We start from the raw sequence: 17,214 nt of genomic DNA, 5'->3' as shown, positions 1-17,214 counted from the left end.
TCATGCCTCCATTGCGGGTTCGGTAATTGTCTTCTTCGGTTCGTGGAAGCGCGAATCCACAGGCTTGATCAGCAGGTTTGCAATGAACCCGATGATCAGCAGGCCAACCATGGTTAGGAGGGCGGGCTGGTAATCCGCCGCAACCAATTGCCCGGGAGTACCGCGTGCATCAAGGAACCCGTTCACGATCAGCGGTCCGGCGATGCCGGCTGCGGACCAGGCCGTCAGGAGGCGGCCGTGGATGGCGCCCACCTGGAACGTGCCGAACAGGTCGCGGAGGTACGCCGGGACAGTGGCGAAACCGCCGCCGTAGAAGGAGATGATCACAAACGCGAGCAGCACGTAGAGGATGGTGGTTGAGGCACCCGCAAGGGCAAGTACCGTGTAAAGGATGGCACCGACACCGAGGTACACCATGTAGATGCGTTTGCGGCCAATGTGGTCCGAGGTGCTCGACCAGACAAACCGACCCGCCATGTTGCCGATGGACAGCAGACCGACAAAACCGCCGGCCACCGCCACCGAAACGGCGCTGATGCCGTCAGGCTGGCGGAAGAAGTCCTGGATCATGGGTGCAGCCTGCTCAAGAATGCCGATCCCGGCCGTGACGTTGCAGAAGAGCACAATCCAGATCAGCCAGAACTGCTTGGTGCGGATGGCGTTCTTGGCCGACACATGGTCAGTGGTGACAAGCGGCTTCGACTTCAGCGTGCTCGGATCGAACCCTTCCGGACGCCAGTCCGCAGCGGGAACCTTGATGGTGAAAGCACCGAACACCATGTAGATGAGGTAGATCACTGCGAGTGTCACGAAGAGCATTCCCACGGCTTCACCGCTGGCAACCCATCCTTCAGCGCCCGAGTTCGGGTCATACATCCTGAGCAGCTGGGTGGACAGCGGGCTGGCGATCAGCGCACCGCCGCCGAACCCCATGATCGCCATTCCGGTGGCCAGTCCCGGCCGGTCCGGGAACCACTTGATCAGCGTGGACACGGGCGAGATGTAGCCGATACCGAGGCCGATTCCGCCGATGACGCCGTAGCCGAGATAGACCAGCCAGAGCTGGTTGGTGAAGATGCCGAGAGCACCCACCAGGAAGCCGCTCACCCAGAACATTGCTGAGGTGAACATGGCCTTGCGCGGTCCGTTCGTGTCAACCCAGGTGCCCATGACGGCCGCGGACAGGCCGAGCATCACAATGGCGATGGAGAAGATCAGACCGATCTGCGTCAGACTTGCGTCGAAGTGTTCCACCAGCGCCGTCTTGTAGACGCTGGTTGCGTATGCCTGGCCGATGCACAAATGCACGGCGAGTGCTGCCGGCGGAATCAGCCAGCGGTTGAATCCGGGTGGGGCTATGGTGTGATCCCTGTCGAGCCAGCTCATGGACGGAATGCCTCTTTCTCTATTGTTGGACGTCATCGTCCGCTCAGCCCCCACCACAGAATATTGTGCATTAGGTCACACGTTGCCTGGAGCAAGCACCGCCGTCGTGCGGTGAACGGTCATTCTGACGCGATGAACGGTGTTCGTAGTCGGTTTACGGTTGGATGGAACGCACCAGCGATTCGAACCGGGCCAGCTCAGCCAGGTCCTCAACGAGCACGACGCCGTCCGGACCCGCCAGCGGGACCTGCCAGTTGGGATACTGCTCGGCTGTGGTGCCTGGCTGGTTCTGCGTCCGCTCCTCGCCGACGGCGTCCGTCAACGCTACACCGAGCAGCACGGACGGCGTTGTCGCGATGAACGTGTGCATGGCCTCGACCGTCTCCTGCACCGTTGCCGGCCGGGTGCCGGTGGTGGAGCGGACCAGCGACAGCACCTGCTCCTGCGCTTCCCGGTCCGCTTCTTTCTCCTCCTCCACAGGCCTGCCCAACAGACCCAGCCGCTCACGCAGTTCCACGTGCCGTCCGGCGAGGTAGCCGGCGCTGGGCGGCAGGTCGTGGGTGGTGACCGTGGTGAGGCACGCTGTCCGGTACTGCTCGGCGGGACGCGGTTCTTCGTCGTCGTACTCAAACCACAGGATTGAGGTGCCCAGGACGCCGCGCTCCGCCAGGTACTCCTGCACTCCGGGCTCGAAGACGCCGAGGTCTTCACCGACCACCACGGCACCTGCCCGTTCCGCTTCGAGGGCGAGGATGCCGATGAGGGCCTCGTGGTCGTAGTAGACGTAGGCTCCGTTCCCGGGGCTGGAGCCCTGCGGGATCCACCAGAGGCGGAACAGTCCGAGGATGTGGTCGATCCGGATCCCGCCCGCATGGCGAAGGATGGTGCGCAGCATATCCCGGTAGGGGGCGTAGCCGGATTCCGCGAGCCGTTCCGGGTGCCAGGGCGGCTGGGCCCAGTCCTGTCCCTGCTGGTTGAACATGTCCGGCGGCGCGCCGACGCTGATTCCCGAGGCCAGGACGTCGCGGAGGGTCCACGCGTCGGCGCCGGCGGGATGGACCCCAACCGCGAGGTCGTGCATGATGCCAAGGTTCATCCCGGCTGCGGCGGCGGCCCGCTGCGCTGTCTCGAGCTGTTCATCGCAGAGCCACTGCAGCCAGGCATGGAACTCGATCCGGGAACCGAGCCGTACCCGCTGGGCCTCGAGGTATTCGGGATCCTCCCACTCAGCAGCACCCTCCGGGAGCGTCTCGGCGAGCGCCGACCACAGTGCGAAGTTCTCCAGGCCGGGGCCTGCCTCCTCGCGGAACCGCTGGAAGGCTTCCTCCCGTTCGGGAGTACGTCCGACGGCGAAGATCAGCTCCAGCGCCTGCAGTTTGGCGGCGTAGCTCGGGTCCCGGTCAATCACTTCTGCATTGTGGTTCGCGGCCTTAAACCCGGCGGCCAGGTTGCGGACCGTCTCCGCCTCCGCCCCGGACAGACCGCCGAATTCCGCAACGTTCTCCACCCTGAGATAGATGGGGTTGAAGAACCGGCGGGTACTCGGAAGGTAGGGAGACGCCTCCACTGGAGGCTTGGGCTGCGCCGCGTGCAGCGGGTTGATCAGCACAAAGCCCGCACCCTTCGCAGCGGAAATCTCGGCAAGCCGCGCGAGGTCGTCGAGGTCCCCGATTCCCCACGAGGCCTCCGAGCGAACCGAATACAGCTGCGCCATGAGCCCCCAGGTGCGGGTCAGCCTGTCGGCGGTGCTGAGCCGTCTCGGAGTCACCACCAGCGCGCAGCTGGTCTCGGCCGAGCCGACGGACGCAACCAGCGAATGCCAGCCGAGCGGCAGATCGGGCGGCAGGTCCACAGCAAAGCGGCTGATCCCATCCGCGTCCCCGGTCTGGGGGCTGCCCACGGTCAGCGGCAGCTCCGTCCCGTCCTCCAGTTCGATGCGCAGGGACGGCGCGGCGCCGGAAGGCACATTCACGGGCACAGTGGTGGGATCGCCCTGGCGGACGACGACGGCGGCAGGAAGCGTCCGCGCCCACGGCGCGCGTTCTGCAGCGCGGAGGGAGGCTGCGATGTCGTCGTCGGTTGCGCAGTCAACTCCCAGCGCGGTGAGGACCGACACCAGGGTGTCATCGCTGACCGTCCGGGGCGCGCCGTCCCACCCCTTGAAGGTGGTTCCGACGCGGTACTGCTCGGCAAGGTGCTGGAGGGGAGTTTGCTCAGCCATCTTCCTAATCTATTGGTTGGAGGCGCGTCCTGCTGACATGCAGGAGATCCCCTCCTGCCTAAGCGGGAGGGGATCTCCTGTTGTTCAGGTGGTTCGGTCAGCTACTGGACGATGGTGAAACCACCCCAGCCGTTGCCGATCTGGGTGCGGGATCCGACGAAACCGCCGGTGCCGTTTCCGCGGTAGACGAAGAGTCCGCCGGCGCTGTCACGGGCCACCAGGTCACTGTTGGCGTCCGCGGTGCCCCAGGCGCCTGGACCGGTGATGGTGTAACCGTTCCAGCCGGAGCCGATCTGGTTGGCGGTACCGAACCGGCCGGTTCCGTTGCCGCGATAGAGCCAGAGGGCGCCGGTGGAGGTGCGGGCGATGACGTCGGAGTTGCCGTCACCACTGAAGTCACCGGTGCTGAGCAGGGTCGTGAAGCCGCCCCATCCGGAACCTGGCTGGGTGCGGGCACCCCATCCGCCTGCCCCGTTGCCGGGGTACAGGTAGAGTGCACCGGTGGAGCTGCGGGCCAGCAGATCAACTCTGTTGTCACCGTTGAAATCACCCGGTGTGATCAGCGCGGTCATGCCCTGCCAGCCGTTGCCGACCTGGACGCCGCCGTTGATCCGTCCCGTTCCGGTTCCGGTGTAGAGCCAGAGCCGTCCGGACGTGTCGCGGGCCATGATGTCGGAGCGTCCGTCGCCGCTGAAGTCACCCGGTTGCAGGATGGCGTTCATGGAACCCCAGCCGCTGCCGATCTGGATCCGGCTGCCGAAGCCGCCTGCGGCGGTCGAGGGGTAGAGCCAGAGCCGTCCGCCGGAGTCCCTTGCCACGATGTCGGGGTTGCCGTCACCGTTCATGTCCTTCTGCTCGGCGGTGCCCGCCGGAGGTGGCGGTGGTGGTGTGGTTGTGCCGATGCGCCAGGCATAGGTGGCGTTGGCGCCGGTATTGCCCGCGACATCCGTTGCCCGGACGTTGAAGGTGTAGTCACCGTTCAGCTGTGCGTCGTAGGTGTGCGGCGAGGTGCATGGCGCGAAGATCGGGTTGCTGGGAAGCAACTGGCATTCGAAGTTTGCGTTCGCCTCCGACGTGAAGCTGAGGGTCGGGGTAGCGTCTGCGCTGGGGTTGGACGGCAGCGGTGGTGCCACCGACGCCGCCGGGGCTACGGTATCGACCGTGATGGCAAGCGGCGCGGAATCGAGGTTGGGGTCCCCGTTTATCCTCGCTATGATGCGGTGCGCTCCGTCCGCGAGCGGTGCCACCGCCGTGAGCGAGTACGCACCACCGGTTGCTACAGTCGTTACTCCGGTCGCGGCCCCGTCTACAACAAGCTCCACCGTTGAGCCAGCAGTGGCCGTGCCGGTGAAGGTAGGCGTCGTCGCGTTGGTGATGTTGTCAGCGCTGGAACGGCCCGTATCGCTCGCAGCGGCGAGGTCCGGCGTGGACGGCGCTCCATCCACGTCGGTTGAGATAACACCCTGGACGGCGAACCGGTCCACCGTCAGAGTATTCACACCAGGTCCACCTGCGTTCGGCCCGTCGACCTGGACGAAGTTATTGCCGGACGGAGCACCCGTGACGGGGAGTGAGGCGTTGATGCTTCCGATCGTGCCCGGTGCCGCGCCTTCCTGCCGAAGGAAGGTGGCAGTCTGTCCGGGTCCCCCGAAATCACCGAGGAACGCATCACGTGCGAGGTCGAAATTGCAGGGCGATGTTGCGCAGTCCCCTTCATCGATAGTGACATTGATACCACCTGCAGCGGCGGTGAAGGTGTGTACGCCGTAGGGGTGGGTGATGGTGTACTCAGCGCCGTTGACCAGTCCGGTCAGGCGGAATCGAAGCCGAGCGAAGGCAATCTGCTCACCCGCCACGGCTTCCTCGGTGGTATGCGCCGCTTCCAGTGCGGCCTCGTAAAGGCGAAGGTTTCCGCCCGAAGCCTCCGCTGCGAACCAGAAGGATTCACCCGGAAAATTGTCCGGATGGGAGATGGGTGCGTTCGGATCCGGCAATTCAGCGAGACATCCCTCGGCCGGGTCAACGCACAGCTTCAGGCGAACTGTTCCGTCCGAGTACCACGCCGGATAGCCGGTCGCAGCATCGATGGGACCGACTGCGGCAAGCTCGGCCTGTGCAGGGCCGGCCGCAAGAGGCGCAAGTGCAGTAATAAGCAGTGCGCTGGTAAGAACAGATGATGTGAGACGAATTGTACGGCGCCCATAAGGGGGGCTGACCGCAGGTTGGTGGTTGGACATTTCAGAGCTCCCTCGTTTTGTAACCGAAACCATGCTTACTAACGGGTCCGGTTTCCACAGGGTGCTCCCCATTCCTTGGACAATTCTTGGGAAAACATAGAGGGCGTTCTTCAAACCGCTTATATGACGCTAGTATTCGGTTTCCTACTGGGGAGTAGCATTAGATATGGCCGGTTCCGGCTGGCGGAGCCTGCCACTGAAAGGGCCTGCCATGAGCGCCGAAACATTTCAGGAGAACGTCAACGAACGCACTTCCCGGGAGGTGGCCGAGTCCGCCCGCGAGACCGAGTGGAACCGCCCGAGCTTCGCCAAGGGCCTGTATCTGGGCCGCTGCGATATCTCGCTGATCCACCCCCAGCCAGCCTCCTTCTATACGGAGAACGACGACGGCGAAGAATTCCTTCGCCGGCTCACCTCGCTGCTGGAACGGCTGGACGGACAAGTGATCGAGCGGGATTCACGCATCCCGGACGAATATCTGCGGGATCTCACCGCTCTCGGCGTCTTCGGCATCAAGATCCCCCGCGAATATGGCGGGTTGGGTCTCTCATTGACCTATTACGGGCGCGCCCTGATGCTGCTCACGTCGGTCCACCCCAGTCTGGGTGCCCTGGTCTCCGCGCACCAGTCCATCGGCGTACCCGAACCCGTGCGCATGTTCGGCACACCCGAGCAGAAGCAGGAGTATCTTCCGCGTTGCGCGTCGGGCGCGATCTCGGCCTTCCTGCTTACCGAACCCGATGTCGGATCCGACCCAGCCCGCATGAGTGCCACCGCCACCCGTAATGACGACGACGGCACGTACGTACTCAACGGCAGCAAACTATGGACCACCAACGGTGTGATCGCCGAGCTGGTGGTGGTGATGGCGAAGGTTCCGCCGCACAGCGGCGGACCAGGCGGCATTTCCGCTTTTGTGGTCGAGGCTGACGCACCCGGCATCACCGTGACCCACCGCAACGCGTTCATGGGTCTGCGCGGGATCGAAAACGGAGTCACCCGGTTCAACAATGTCCGGATACCGGTCGCCAACCGCCTGGGCAGGGAGGGACAGGGCCTCAAGATTGCCCTGACCACCCTCAACACGGGCCGGCTCTCCATCCCGGCCAACTGCGCAGGCTCAGGCAAATGGTCACTGAAAATTGCCCGCGAATGGTCCAACGCCAGAGTGCAGTGGGGCCGGCCGATCGGCCATCATGAGGCAGTCGCACAGAAAATCTCCTTCATTGCCGCCACCGCCTTTGCCCTTGAGTCTGTCTTTGAACTGTCTGCGGCGCTGGCCGATTCGGGACAGAAGGACGTCCGCATCGAAGCTGCCCTTGCGAAGCTGTGGTCCAGCGAGATGGCTTACCGGATCGCCGATGAACTGGTTCAGGTCCGCGGAGGCCGCGGGTATGAGACTGCGGCGTCGCTCAAGGCTCGGGGAGAACGGGCGGTTCCTGCCGAACAGCAGCTGCGGGACCTGCGGATCAACCGGATCTTCGAGGGCTCCTCGGAAATTATGCACCTGCTGATCGCCCGGGAGGCAGTCGATGCCCACCTTGCGGCGGCAGGTGACCTCGCGTCGTCGGACGCTGACTTCCGGGCAAAGGCAAAAGCGGCAGCCGGCGCCAGCGGGTTCTACGCGGGCTGGCTCCCGCATCTGGTGGCCGGGCCGGGCCTGTCGCCGCGCTCCTACTCCGATTTCGGACGGCTGGCCCGGCACGTCCGCTACGTGGAACGGGCCTCACGCCGCCTTGCACGTCATACCTTCCTGGGAATGGCGCGCTGGCAGGCGAAACTTGAGCACCGGCAGGTGTTCCTGGGGCGGATCGTGGACATCGGAGCGGAACTGTTCGCCATGGCCGCCACCTGCTCACACGCAAAGCACCTCCAGGGCCAGGGGCGGCGGGAGGCCGGTGACCTGGCAGAGGTTTTCTGCGGGCAGGGGCGCCTGCGGGTCGAGCAGCTGTTCACCGATCTCTGGAGGAACACGGACTCCGCCGACTATAAGCTCGCACGGAGTATCCTCGACGGACGCCATTCATGGCTTGAGGAGGGAATTCTCGACCAGTCGGAGGGAAGCGGACCCTGGATTGCGGAGGCAGATGGAACGCCGCTGGACGCGCCGGATCTGCATCGCCGGTATCGCTGATTCCTCTATTGAACCCACTCATGCCGGGCGGGCTTGCGCGTGCTGGGCAGCGCCGTGTTCAACCGCCATTCGTGAATCCAGTCGGGTAGCACCAGGCCCTCCGGCGGATTGCCCAGCGCCTCGAAGATCTCCTCGTTCGGCACCGGCCCCTGGGAGCTGAGCAGACGCGTGGCGATGTAGGCACGGGCGTAGATTTCGCCGTCGTGCACCATGCGCTGCTCGAAGAAGATAGCGCGCTCGTCGAATCCCAGGATCCGGGTCTCGATCGTGTAGCGCTGCCCTAGCTGAAGCGACTTCCGGAAGGTGATGGTTTCGGCGTTCACCACCGGGGTCCAGCCTCTCCGCCGCATGATGCGCCAGACCCCGCTGCGGATCATCAGATCGAACCGGCCGAGGTCCATCAGCGCGAGGTACATGCCGTTGTTGACGTGCATGGCGATATCGATGTCGGTGAGCTGAACCCGCAGGGGCAGGGAGGCTGAATCCCAGACGGAAAGTTTCGGGCGACGGCGGGACGCGAAGAGCGTCCAGAGGGTGCGCAAGATCAGGTGCATCATGCCATACTACCGGCCGGTAACAACAGCATTTTGATCGTGGAATAGATCACTTTATTAGCCATGCGTCCAGATTCTTGGAATAGTGGGCGGCTGCACTCAGCCAATCCCAAGGAAACTGTGAAAGGAACACATGACTGACCAGACCTGGCAATACCTGGCTATGGCGCTTTACATGATCGCCATGCTGGGAATCGGCTGGTACGCCTTCCGGAAAACTTCCGATCTCGACGACTACATGCTCGCAGGCCGCGGGCTCAAGCCGGGCGTTGCTGCGCTCAGCGCGGGAGCCTCCGACATGTCGGGGTGGTTGCTGCTTGGACTGCCCGGCGCGATCTACCTGTCCGGCCTGATTGAGGTCTGGATCGCCATCGGCCTGACCATCGGTGCCTGGCTCAACTGGAAGTTTGTCGCGCCGCGGCTGCGGAGCTACACCGAGGTGTCCAACAACTCGATCACTGTGCCGAGCTTCCTGGAGAACCGGCTCAAGGACCGTTCACGGCTCCTCCGCATCGTCTCGGGTGTCATCATCCTGGTGTTCTTCACGTTCTACGTGTCCTCCGGCATGGTTGCCGGCGGCGTCTTCTTCGAGTCCTCCTTCAACTCGGACTACACCCTCGGGATGGTCATCGTCGCGGCGGTCACCATCTCCTACACCCTGTTCGGCGGCTTCATGGGCGCCACCTTCACCGACGTGGCGCAGGGCGTCCTGATGCTGCTCGCGCTGATTGTTGTGCCGATCATCGGGTTCGTGCAGGTGGGCGGTTTCGCAGGCATGACCGAGTCCATCAGCGCCGTTGACCCCTCGATGCTGAACTTCGTGGCCGGCGGTTCCGTGCTGGCGATCCTATCCGCGGCCGCCTGGGGTCTTGGCTACTTCGGACAGCCGCACATCATTGTCCGCTTCATGGCGCTGCGGACCCCGCAGGACGCGAAGGCCGGACGCCGCATCGGCATCGGCTGGATGGTCCTGACGGTTCTCGGCGCAGTCTCCACCGCGCTGGTGGGAATCGCCTACTTCCAGCAGAACCCCCAGCTCACCCTCACCGATCCCGAGGCCGTGTTCCTCTCGCTGTCGCAGGCGTTCTTCCACCCGTTCGTTGCCGGAATTGTGCTCGCCGCTGTCCTCGCGGCCATCATGAGCACCATCTCCTCCCAGCTCGTGGTGTGCTCCTCGGCCCTCGTCGAGGACCTCTACAACATGGTGTCCAAGAAGACCCTCTCTGCGAAGCAGGGCGTGATCCTCGGCCGCCTCGGCGTGCTCGTCGTCGCGATTGTCGCGATCATCCTCGCCTCCGGCCGTAACGAGTCGATCCTCGCACTGGTTGCCTTCGCGTGGGCAGGGTTCGGCGCGTCCTTCGGACCCGCGGTGCTCCTGTCGCTGTTCTGGCGCAAGCTGACCATGCCGGGCGCATTGGCCGGCATGATCGTCGGCGCGGCCACCGTCTTCGCCTGGGGCAATTCGCCGCTGTCGTCCACCATGTACGAGATCGTTCCAGGCTTCTTCGCCAACCTGGCGGTCGCCGCCGTCGTGAGCCGGCTGACCTGGAAGCCCAATCCGGAGATCGAGGCAGAGTTCGATGCCGCCGTCGCCGGCGTCTCCGAGCGCAAGGAACCGGTCACGGTTTCCTAGCCTCACTGCACCTCGGCTCCCCACCCTGCTCCGCAGCGCCTGCTTCGCGGCGGGTGGGGAGCCGATCTGCGTTAAAGGCCGACGACGGCTCACATCAGGCCCTCGGCGGCTCACCATCCGCTGCGCGTCGGGGTGTGCCCCTTCCGTGCCTCTTCGGGCATCACCATCTCCGCACGGAACCCGAGGAGCCGGATGGGCCTTCCCGGTTCGACCTTCCCGAGGAGGGCCAGGGCACCGGCAAGCACCGCTTCGCGGTCGAACGTCTCGGAAATCCGCCGGGCATAGGTCTTGGTGAAGAACGGCGCGTACCGTACCTTGAGCGTCAACCCGATGACCGGGCGGTCCTCGGCGACAACATCCTCCAGGACCCGCGCCACCAGTTCGCGGACCGCATCCTCGACCTGTGACGGCGCGGTGAGGTCCTGCTGGTACGTCGTCTCGCGGCTGTGCCCCCGCGCAACCCAAGGGGTGTCATCGACCGTACGTTCGCCGTCACCGCGTCCCAGCTGCGCGTACCAGGGGCCCATCTTCGGACCGAACTCCTGCACGAGGTCCTCCGGGTGGCAGGCAGCGAGTTCGGCAACAGTGCTGATGCCGGAAGCGGCGAGCCGCCGGGAGATCTTCGGCCCCACGCCCCACAGGTCAATTGTCGGCCTGGCTCCCATTACCTTAAGCCAGTCGTCGGCGGTGAGCCGGAAGACACCTGCCGGCTTGGCGAATCCGGTCGCCACTTTCGCGCGAACCAGGGTGTCGCCGATCCCGACGCTGCAGTGCAGCCGGGTCGCTTCGAGTACAGCTTTCTGGAGACGTCGAGCACAGGTCTCCGGGTCACCGGTGACCACCCCTACAAAGGCCTCATCCCAGCCGAGTACCTGGACGGTGGCTCCGGGTTGGGCCCGCAGGGCGGCCATGACCCGCTCCGACGCGGCGAGATAGGCTTCATGGTCCACCGGCAGAATCACGGCATGGGGTACCTTCCGGGCGGCGATCCGCAGGGGCATTCCGGAGCCCACGCCGAATGCGCGAGCCTCGTAGGACGCGGTCGAGACCACCGCGCGTTCGGTGGGGTCGCCGCGGCCGCCCACAATGACCGGCTTGCCCGCCAGTTCAGGGCGCCGCAGCACCTCGACCGCCGCAATGAACTGGTCAAGATCGACGTGCAGCACCCAGGAGATTTCGCCGTGGCTCACGTCTCCCAGTGTGCACCAACCCGCCTGCAGAGGCACCGTCCGGATTGACGCATCACCGTCCCAGCTAGAAAGCTGGGGAGGAAGACACCACTAACCGATACGAGGAGACCATGACTGACGCACCGGCACCTACCATCAAGCTTCTCAGCGGCGTGTCCATTCCGGTGCTGGGTCTCGGCACCTGGCCGCTCGATGATGATGAGGCTGCCACCGCCGTCGAACAGGCTGTGTCCGCCGGTTACCGGCTGTTTGATACCGCAGAGAATTACGGCAACGAGGCCGGCGTCGGGGAAGGAATCCGGCGCTCAGGCATTGAGCGGGACCAGGTCTTCATCACCACGAAGTTCAACAAGCAGTGGCACAGCGTCGACGGCGTGCGGAAGGCGTTCGAGCAGAGCGCGGCGCGGCTGGGCGTCGAGTACATCGACCTGCTGCTGGTGCACTGGCCGAATCCGGACCAGGACCGCTACGTCGATGCGGTGAAGGGGCTCGCTGCGCTGCGCGAGGAGGGTCTGATCCGGGCCATCGGGGTCTCGAATTTCAAGCCCGCCCACCTGCAGCGGGTCCTCGACGAGGGTCTGGTGCCGGACGTCAACCAGATCCAGCTCGATCCCCGGCATACCCGCGCTGAGTCGCGGAGCTTCCATGCGGGGCACGGCATTGTCACCGAATCGTGGAGCCCGCTCGGGAAGGGCGGCGACCTCCTGCAGGATCCGGCGGTGGACAGGCTCGCCGACAAGTACGGCATGACTCCGGCGCAGATTGTCCTCCGGTGGCACATCCAGCTCGGGCTGGTTGCGATCCCCAAGTCGGCCAACCCGCTGCGCATCAAGCAGAACATCAACCTGTTCGGTTTTGAGCTGACCCCCGATGAGGTGGAGTCGCTCTCCGCTCTGGACACCGGCGACGCCGACATCACCGATTCAGATTCCTTTGGCCACTGACCCGTCCCTTCCGAGTTTTTGTCGCCGTTCTGCTGTTATGGCGGCCCCATAACAGCAACTGGGCGACAAAAACTCCCCCGGAGGCTACGGCCAGAGGATTTCGCGCCGCCAGCCGTTGCCGGCTCGCTCATACCGCAACCGGGTGTGGCGGCGCTCCGCATCCGCCTGCCAGAACTCCACCCGTTCCGGCGCCACGGTGTAGACGGTCCACGTCGGTGAACCCTTGCGGTCAATTCCCGCCAGCTCACGTTCGACGGCGGCGCTCACCGACTCTCCTTCCTGCAGGACCGCGCTTTGCTCCCCGGCGAGCACCAGCGCACGTGCGGCGGGATGACGACGGCGGAAGTCGGCGTCGTTCTCTTCCACCGAGCCCTGCGTGACGGGTCCGCGGACGCGGATCTGCCGACCCACCGGCTGCCAGAAGAACGTCAGCGCGGCCCAGGGCATCGCCTGCAGCTGCCTGCCCTTCGGGCTGTCGCTGCTGGTGGCGAAGGAGAAACCGCGTTCGTCGAGGTCCCGGAGGATGACAATGCGGGCGTCGGGCCGGCCGTCGTCGTCGGCTGTGGAAAGGGTGAGCGCGTGCGGGGCGGGGACGCCGTCGTCGACCGCTGCGGCGAGCCACTCGGTGAACAGGTCCAGGGGCGAATCGGGGGCGGCGGCCGGGTCAAACGGCGGCAGGCCGTCGGGAAAGGCGGGCACTCCGCGCAGCAGGTTCCGGACGGATTCGCTCATGCCGACAGCCTACCGGCCACCCCACCTTGGAGTATTTGTCGCCGTTCTGCTGGAAAGACGCCGTCAAAACAGCAGATAGGCGATAAAAAGTTCAAGGGGTTAACCTCGAAGGATGTCGTTTCAGGATCCGGAGAACGAAGACCACCACGTCGGCACCCGCGACCTGACACTGTGGCGGACGCCCGTCGGCCGGCTCCTGGTCAGGGGCGTGCGGGGCGTGGCCCAGTGGATCGGGCCGCGCTGGACGCTCCTGCTGCTGCTGGCCGTCGGCATTGGTGCGGCGGTGTCCCTGACGGTGGCCTCCGCCGAGGTGTATGAAGCGGTGTCGGACGAAGACGGTATCGCGGCCCTGGACCGGCCCGCGCTCGACGCCGCACTCGGCCTGCGCTCACCCTGGCTCAACGGCGCGGCAACGGCGTTCACCCACCTCGGCGGGCCCGTAGGCATGCCCATCCTCGCCGTGTGTGCCGTACTCGCGCTGACCGCGGTGCGCAGGTCCCTCACCCCGCTCATCCTGACGGCCGTCGGGGCCGGCGGATCGCTGCTGATGACCGTCCTCGGCAAGGACGCGATCGGACGGCTGCGGCCGGACCTGCAATACGCAGTACCCCCGTTCGAGCTCTCGCCTTCGTTCCCCAGCGGACACACCCTCAACGCCGTCGTCATCTCCGGCATCATCGCCTACCTGCTGGTACTGCGGCAGCATTCCAAGCGTGCGCGGGCGCTGACCATCCTTGCCGCCGTCGTCTTCGCGTTCATCATGGGGGCAACGCGGGTGTATCTCGGGCACCACTGGGTCACGGACGTCGCGGTCGCTTGGACACTGGGCCTGGCCTGGCTGGCGCTCGTGATTACGGCGCACCGGCTGCTGCTGACGTTCCGGAACTACCGGCGTGAGCGGCGGGCCTAGCGTCGCACTACAGGCGGCACCTACGGCTGCGCCTCCCGCTCCAGCCGAACGTATTCCCGCAGCAGCATGAGCGCATGCGCGTTGCCCTCCGCGGCGAACCCTTCCTCCATCGACCCCGCCAGCGACGCCCCCGCGGGAAACGGCGGCAGCAGCGGCACCGCCGGATCCGTACGGATATCGAGCACAAACGGCCGGTCGGCTGCGAGCGCCCGGTCCCACGCGGGACCGACGTCGTCATCGTTCTCCACCCGCACCCCATCCAGGCCCAGCAGCTTCGCGTAGCCGGAGTAGTCAACGTCCGGGAGGTCCTGGCTGTCGTCGAAACGCGGCTCGGACTCAGTTTCCCGCTGTTCCCAGCTGACTTCCGCGAGGTCCAGGTTGTTCAGGATGCAGATGGCGAACACCGGGTTCTCCCAGCTCCTCCATAGCCTGCCGACGGTGATCAGCTCGGCCATGCCGGTCATCTGCATTCCGCCGTCGCCGCTCAGCACCACCACCGGCCGGCCGGGCTCGGACAGCTTCGCCGCAAGGCCGTACGGCAGACCGCACCCCATGCTCGCGAGCGTGCTGGACAGGTGCGCAGGCACCCCCGGCGGAAGGTGCAACTGCCGGGCGTACCAGTAGACGCAGCTTCCGACGTCCACCGCCACCTGCGCGTTCCCGGGAAGCCGCCCGTTCAGTTCCCGCACCGCCCGCTCCGGATTTATGGGATCGGCCGGGGTCAGGGCCCGCGCCTCGCTGAGCCTTCGCCAGGCGTCCACGTGGCGTTCGACGTCGGCCCGCCACCCGATGCGCTCCGTCACCAGCGGAAGGAGCGCGCGCAGCGATTCCGCGGCGTCCCCGTTCACGGCCACTTCCACCGGGTACCGGTTGCCGATGGCCTTCGCGTCCCGGTCAATCTGGACCGCGCGGGCGGCGCCCGGAGGCGGATAGAACTCGGTCCACGGGTCATTGGACCCCACGATCAGCAGCGTGTCGCAGTTGGCCATCACCCAGCCGCTGGCACTGGTGCCGAGGTGGCCCATGGTGCCCGCCGCATAGGGCAGCGCCTCGTTGACGTACGGCTTGCCGAGCAGGCTGGTGACGACGGCGGCTCCGAGCTTCTCGGCCAGCGCCTCCACTTCCGGCTGTGCATTCCGGGCGCCCTGCCCGACCAGCAGCGCCAGTTTCGATCCGGCGTTCAGGAGGGTGCCGGCGTCGTGCAGGTCCTGCTCCTGCGGCATCAGCGTGCCGGAACTCCACACCGGCGCGGAAGGAACCACGCCGTGCTCGTGTTCCAGTTCCGGCGCGGGCTCCTGCTGCACATCGTGGGGAAGTATGACGACGGCGGGAGACCGGGTGGCCAGGGCGGCCTTGAATGCCCTGTCGATGACCATCGGTGCCTGGTCCGCGCTGGCCACCTGCTGCCGGAATCCGGAAGCGACGTCCTTGAACAGGCTCAGCAGGTCGATTTCCTGCTGGTACGCCGATCCGAGAACAGTCTGGCTCTGCTGGCCCACGAAAGCGACCACGGGGACGCTGTCCATCCGCGCGTCGTACAGGCCGTTGAGGAGGTGAACGGCGCCGGGGCCCTGCGTCGCCAGCACCACGCCGACGCCGCCCGTGTACTTGGCATGCCCCACCGCCATGAACGCGGCGTTTTCCTCATGGCGCGCCTGCACAAACCCGGGTGCACCGGCACGTCGGAGCGCACCGAGCACTGGGTTGATGCCGTCGCCGCTGTAACCGAAGACGCGGTTGACGCCCCAGGCCGTCAACCGCTCCACGACGACGTCGGCAACCAGCCGCCCGGCCATCAGCCAGCCGTGGGAACGGGAGGCCCGACCGGCCAGCGCAGCAGAGCCGCGACGGGGCCGCCGTCGAGCGCTCCGGAGGGAAACAGTGCCACCTCAGCGTCGGTGAGTACCGCAGCACGCAGCAACGACGACGGCGCCTGCACTTCTCCGAGCACGCCCGCTCCCGCTGTTTCCCCGTCAATTTCCGCGGTCCAGGGCTCCGCATCGAGGGCGAGGAGCCGGTGACCGTTCAGGCCCGCCGTCTCCAGGAACAGCGTGTCCACCTGCGCCTGCTGGAGCGCGTGCACCACTGAGCCGATGCCCTCGGCCGACTCCGGGTTGGGACGGCCCTTCTGGTTGTTGAGCCGTTCCAGCAACTGGGTCTGCCGGCGCGCGATGCACTCGGCCACCCGCTTCTCGATCTCCTGGGCGTAGGCCTCCTTGTCAGCCCCTTCTGTGCGGCTGTGGCTTTCGACGACGGAGAGGATCTCCTTGGACTGTTCGCTCAGCTGCTCCGCCACGAGATTGCGGGCACGGATATCACCGGCAACGATCAGGAGCCGTGCTCGCGAGCTGCGGACCACACGGTCGATCTCGCCTGCGATATCCGCCGCGTTGGCCTTCCAGATGTTCTCGGTCCGGTGCTGGTACCGGCCCTGGGACCACCCGCCGCCGGGGACCTTCTTGAGGTTCTCGGTATCCCCCTCGATGTGCAGCATGTTGGCGTCCTGCAGATCGTTGGCGCGCCGCAGGTGGACCTCACCGCCGTCGCGTCCTACTTCGGCGACCACATAGGCAAAGTCGTCGGGCCGGTGCCACAGCAGCGGGCACAGGTTCGGCACGCCGTTCACGGACGTGAACTCCGGCAGGGCAAGCGGACCGGGGAGGAACTGGTCGAGTTCCACGGTTCCGTTCGCTGCGACAATCAGCCGGGCGACGGGGTCCGGCATGCCTTTCGCGGACTGGCGGAGCGCCTCCGCTACCGCCTTGCGGTCATCCTTCGACGCGCCCGCGGTCTCAAGTGCGGTGGCAATATTCTCGGGGCGGACGTCGTCTGCGTGGAGCGAATCGACGGTCCCGGTACTCGCATCCGTGTAGACGGTCACCCACGGGCCGGGCTTCCGGTAGAGCTCTGCAAGCGTGTGCAGGGTGCTGGTCACTGCGTCTCCTCGTCATTCCGTCGGTCCGTGCCTTCAGTTGCCTCGGCGGGCCGGCCTTCATCGGCGTCGGCCCCCTCGCCCGGCGCCCGCTCGTAGACGGGCCGTTCCGCATGGGTGTCCGCCGCGGGGGCGGAGTCCTCACCGTCATCGACGGTTTCTGCTTCCCGCCATTCTTCTGCGCGGGTGGGATGGTTGCCCTGGATCAACCCCTGCGTCTCGTGTTTCAGTTGGTCGTCCAGGTTGGGACCGTGGGTTGTGTTACCCCGCTCTGCCATGACGTACCCCTTTTCGTGTTGTTCCGGTTTCGTCTGACTTGGAAAACTCAAAACGCTAAGGCT

13 protein-coding genes are annotated in these 17,214 nt (G+C 65.7%); 4 read left to right on the top strand and 9 right to left on the bottom strand.

The features are described 5' to 3' along the window. The 3 genes from BLS52_RS11675 to BLS52_RS11665 form a co-directional block, all read right to left on the bottom strand. Complete coding sequence (locus BLS52_RS11675) at nt 1–1,386, bottom strand: OFA family MFS transporter (protein WP_026545123.1); 1,386 nt, start codon at nt 1,384–1,386, stop codon at nt 1–3. A gap of 154 nt (nt 1,387–1,540) precedes the next feature. Continuing rightward, nucleotides 1,541–3,607, bottom strand: coding sequence for a 4-alpha-glucanotransferase (gene malQ, locus BLS52_RS11670; RefSeq protein WP_090586903.1), 2,067 nt, complete (start codon nt 3,605–3,607; stop codon nt 1,541–1,543). Nucleotides 3,608–3,708: 101 nt separating this feature from the next. Beyond that, the gene (locus BLS52_RS11665; RefSeq protein WP_175460156.1) at nt 3,709–5,844 is read right to left on the bottom strand and encodes a VCBS repeat-containing protein; all 2,136 of its coding nucleotides are present in this window, start codon (nt 5,842–5,844) and stop codon (nt 3,709–3,711) included. Between the two features lie 211 nt (nt 5,845–6,055). On the opposite strand from BLS52_RS11665, the gene BLS52_RS11660 reads away from it, so the two are divergent. Then, on the top strand, nt 6,056–7,978 hold the full coding sequence (locus BLS52_RS11660) for an acyl-CoA dehydrogenase family protein (RefSeq protein ID WP_175460155.1): 1,923 nt from the start codon (nt 6,056–6,058) through the stop codon (nt 7,976–7,978). Nucleotides 7,979–7,983: 5 nt separating this feature from the next. Here BLS52_RS11660 and BLS52_RS11655 read toward each other — a convergent pair whose 3' ends face one another. After that, the gene (locus BLS52_RS11655) at nt 7,984–8,532 is read right to left on the bottom strand and encodes an acyl-CoA thioesterase (protein ID WP_090587007.1); all 549 of its coding nucleotides are present in this window, start codon (nt 8,530–8,532) and stop codon (nt 7,984–7,986) included. Between the two features lie 133 nt (nt 8,533–8,665). Between BLS52_RS11655 and putP the strand changes: the two genes are divergently transcribed. Further along, a complete protein-coding gene (putP, locus tag BLS52_RS11650) occupies nt 8,666–10,165 on the top strand; it encodes a sodium/proline symporter PutP (protein WP_090586898.1) in 1,500 nt (499 codons plus the stop codon). 110 nt (nt 10,166–10,275) lie between these two features. Here putP and BLS52_RS11645 read toward each other — a convergent pair whose 3' ends face one another. Further along, complete coding sequence (locus BLS52_RS11645) at nt 10,276–11,355, bottom strand: DNA polymerase IV (RefSeq protein WP_483860439.1); 1,080 nt, start codon at nt 11,353–11,355, stop codon at nt 10,276–10,278. Between the two features lie 110 nt (nt 11,356–11,465). Between BLS52_RS11645 and BLS52_RS11640 the strand changes: the two genes are divergently transcribed. Continuing rightward, complete coding sequence (locus BLS52_RS11640) at nt 11,466–12,299, top strand: aldo/keto reductase (protein WP_090586896.1); 834 nt, start codon at nt 11,466–11,468, stop codon at nt 12,297–12,299. An 84-nt stretch (nt 12,300–12,383) separates the two neighbouring features. Here the strand turns inward: BLS52_RS11640 and BLS52_RS11635 are convergent, their stop codons facing one another. Then, nucleotides 12,384–13,031 (bottom strand): pyridoxine/pyridoxamine 5'-phosphate oxidase, encoded by a 648-nt coding sequence (locus tag BLS52_RS11635; protein ID WP_090586895.1) that lies wholly within the window; start codon nt 13,029–13,031, stop codon nt 12,384–12,386. 112 nt (nt 13,032–13,143) lie between these two features. Here BLS52_RS11635 and BLS52_RS11630 point away from each other — a divergent pair, with 112 nt between their 5' ends. After that, on the top strand, nt 13,144–13,941 hold the full coding sequence (locus BLS52_RS11630) for a phosphatase PAP2 family protein (protein ID WP_026545117.1): 798 nt from the start codon (nt 13,144–13,146) through the stop codon (nt 13,939–13,941). A gap of 20 nt (nt 13,942–13,961) precedes the next feature. Here the strand turns inward: BLS52_RS11630 and BLS52_RS11625 are convergent, their stop codons facing one another. The 3 genes from BLS52_RS11625 to BLS52_RS11615 are packed head-to-tail and all read right to left on the bottom strand — an operon-like array spanning nt 13,962 to nt 17,151. Continuing rightward, nucleotides 13,962–15,737: a thiamine pyrophosphate-requiring protein gene (locus tag BLS52_RS11625; protein WP_090586893.1), complete on the bottom strand. Its 1,776-nt coding sequence runs from the start codon at nt 15,735–15,737 to the stop codon at nt 13,962–13,964. Beyond that, complete coding sequence (locus BLS52_RS11620) at nt 15,737–16,876, bottom strand: baeRF2 domain-containing protein (RefSeq protein WP_090586891.1); 1,140 nt, start codon at nt 16,874–16,876, stop codon at nt 15,737–15,739. Before BLS52_RS11620 ends, BLS52_RS11625 begins: the two co-directional genes overlap by 1 nt. After that, nucleotides 16,873–17,151 (bottom strand): hypothetical protein, encoded by a 279-nt coding sequence (locus BLS52_RS11615; protein WP_090586890.1) that lies wholly within the window; start codon nt 17,149–17,151, stop codon nt 16,873–16,875. Before BLS52_RS11615 ends, BLS52_RS11620 begins: the two co-directional genes overlap by 4 nt. Nucleotides 17,152–17,214 lie beyond the last annotated feature (63 nt).

This window comes from Arthrobacter subterraneus, assembly GCF_900099735.1.
GTDB lineage: Bacteria > Actinomycetota > Actinomycetes > Actinomycetales > Micrococcaceae > Arthrobacter_D > Arthrobacter_D subterraneus.
The sequence above is the reverse complement of the archived record's forward strand: the minus strand, read 5'-3'. Positions and strand labels throughout refer to the sequence as shown.

What these genes read in the sequence shown, in the direction of transcription:
- BLS52_RS11665 (WP_175460156.1), bottom strand. Translation starts at nt 5,844, where the DNA reads ATGTCCAACCACCAACCTGCGGTCAGCCCCCCTTATGGGCGCCGTACA.
- BLS52_RS11655 (WP_090587007.1), bottom strand. Translation starts at nt 8,532, where the DNA reads ATGCACCTGATCTTGCGCACCCTCTGGACGCTCTTCGCGTCCCGCCGT.
- malQ (WP_090586903.1), bottom strand. Translation starts at nt 3,607, where the DNA reads ATGGCTGAGCAAACTCCCCTCCAGCACCTTGCCGAGCAGTACCGCGTC.
- BLS52_RS11635 (WP_090586895.1), bottom strand. Translation starts at nt 13,031, where the DNA reads ATGAGCGAATCCGTCCGGAACCTGCTGCGCGGAGTGCCCGCCTTTCCC.
- BLS52_RS11630 (WP_026545117.1), top strand. Translation starts at nt 13,144, where the DNA reads ATGTCGTTTCAGGATCCGGAGAACGAAGACCACCACGTCGGCACCCGC.
- putP (WP_090586898.1), top strand. Translation starts at nt 8,666, where the DNA reads ATGACTGACCAGACCTGGCAATACCTGGCTATGGCGCTTTACATGATC.
- BLS52_RS11675 (WP_026545123.1), bottom strand. Translation starts at nt 1,386, where the DNA reads ATGAGCTGGCTCGACAGGGATCACACCATAGCCCCACCCGGATTCAAC.
- BLS52_RS11625 (WP_090586893.1), bottom strand. Translation starts at nt 15,737, where the DNA reads ATGGCCGGGCGGCTGGTTGCCGACGTCGTCGTGGAGCGGTTGACGGCC.
- BLS52_RS11660 (WP_175460155.1), top strand. Translation starts at nt 6,056, where the DNA reads ATGAGCGCCGAAACATTTCAGGAGAACGTCAACGAACGCACTTCCCGG.
- BLS52_RS11615 (WP_090586890.1), bottom strand. Translation starts at nt 17,151, where the DNA reads ATGGCAGAGCGGGGTAACACAACCCACGGTCCCAACCTGGACGACCAA.
- BLS52_RS11640 (WP_090586896.1), top strand. Translation starts at nt 11,466, where the DNA reads ATGACTGACGCACCGGCACCTACCATCAAGCTTCTCAGCGGCGTGTCC.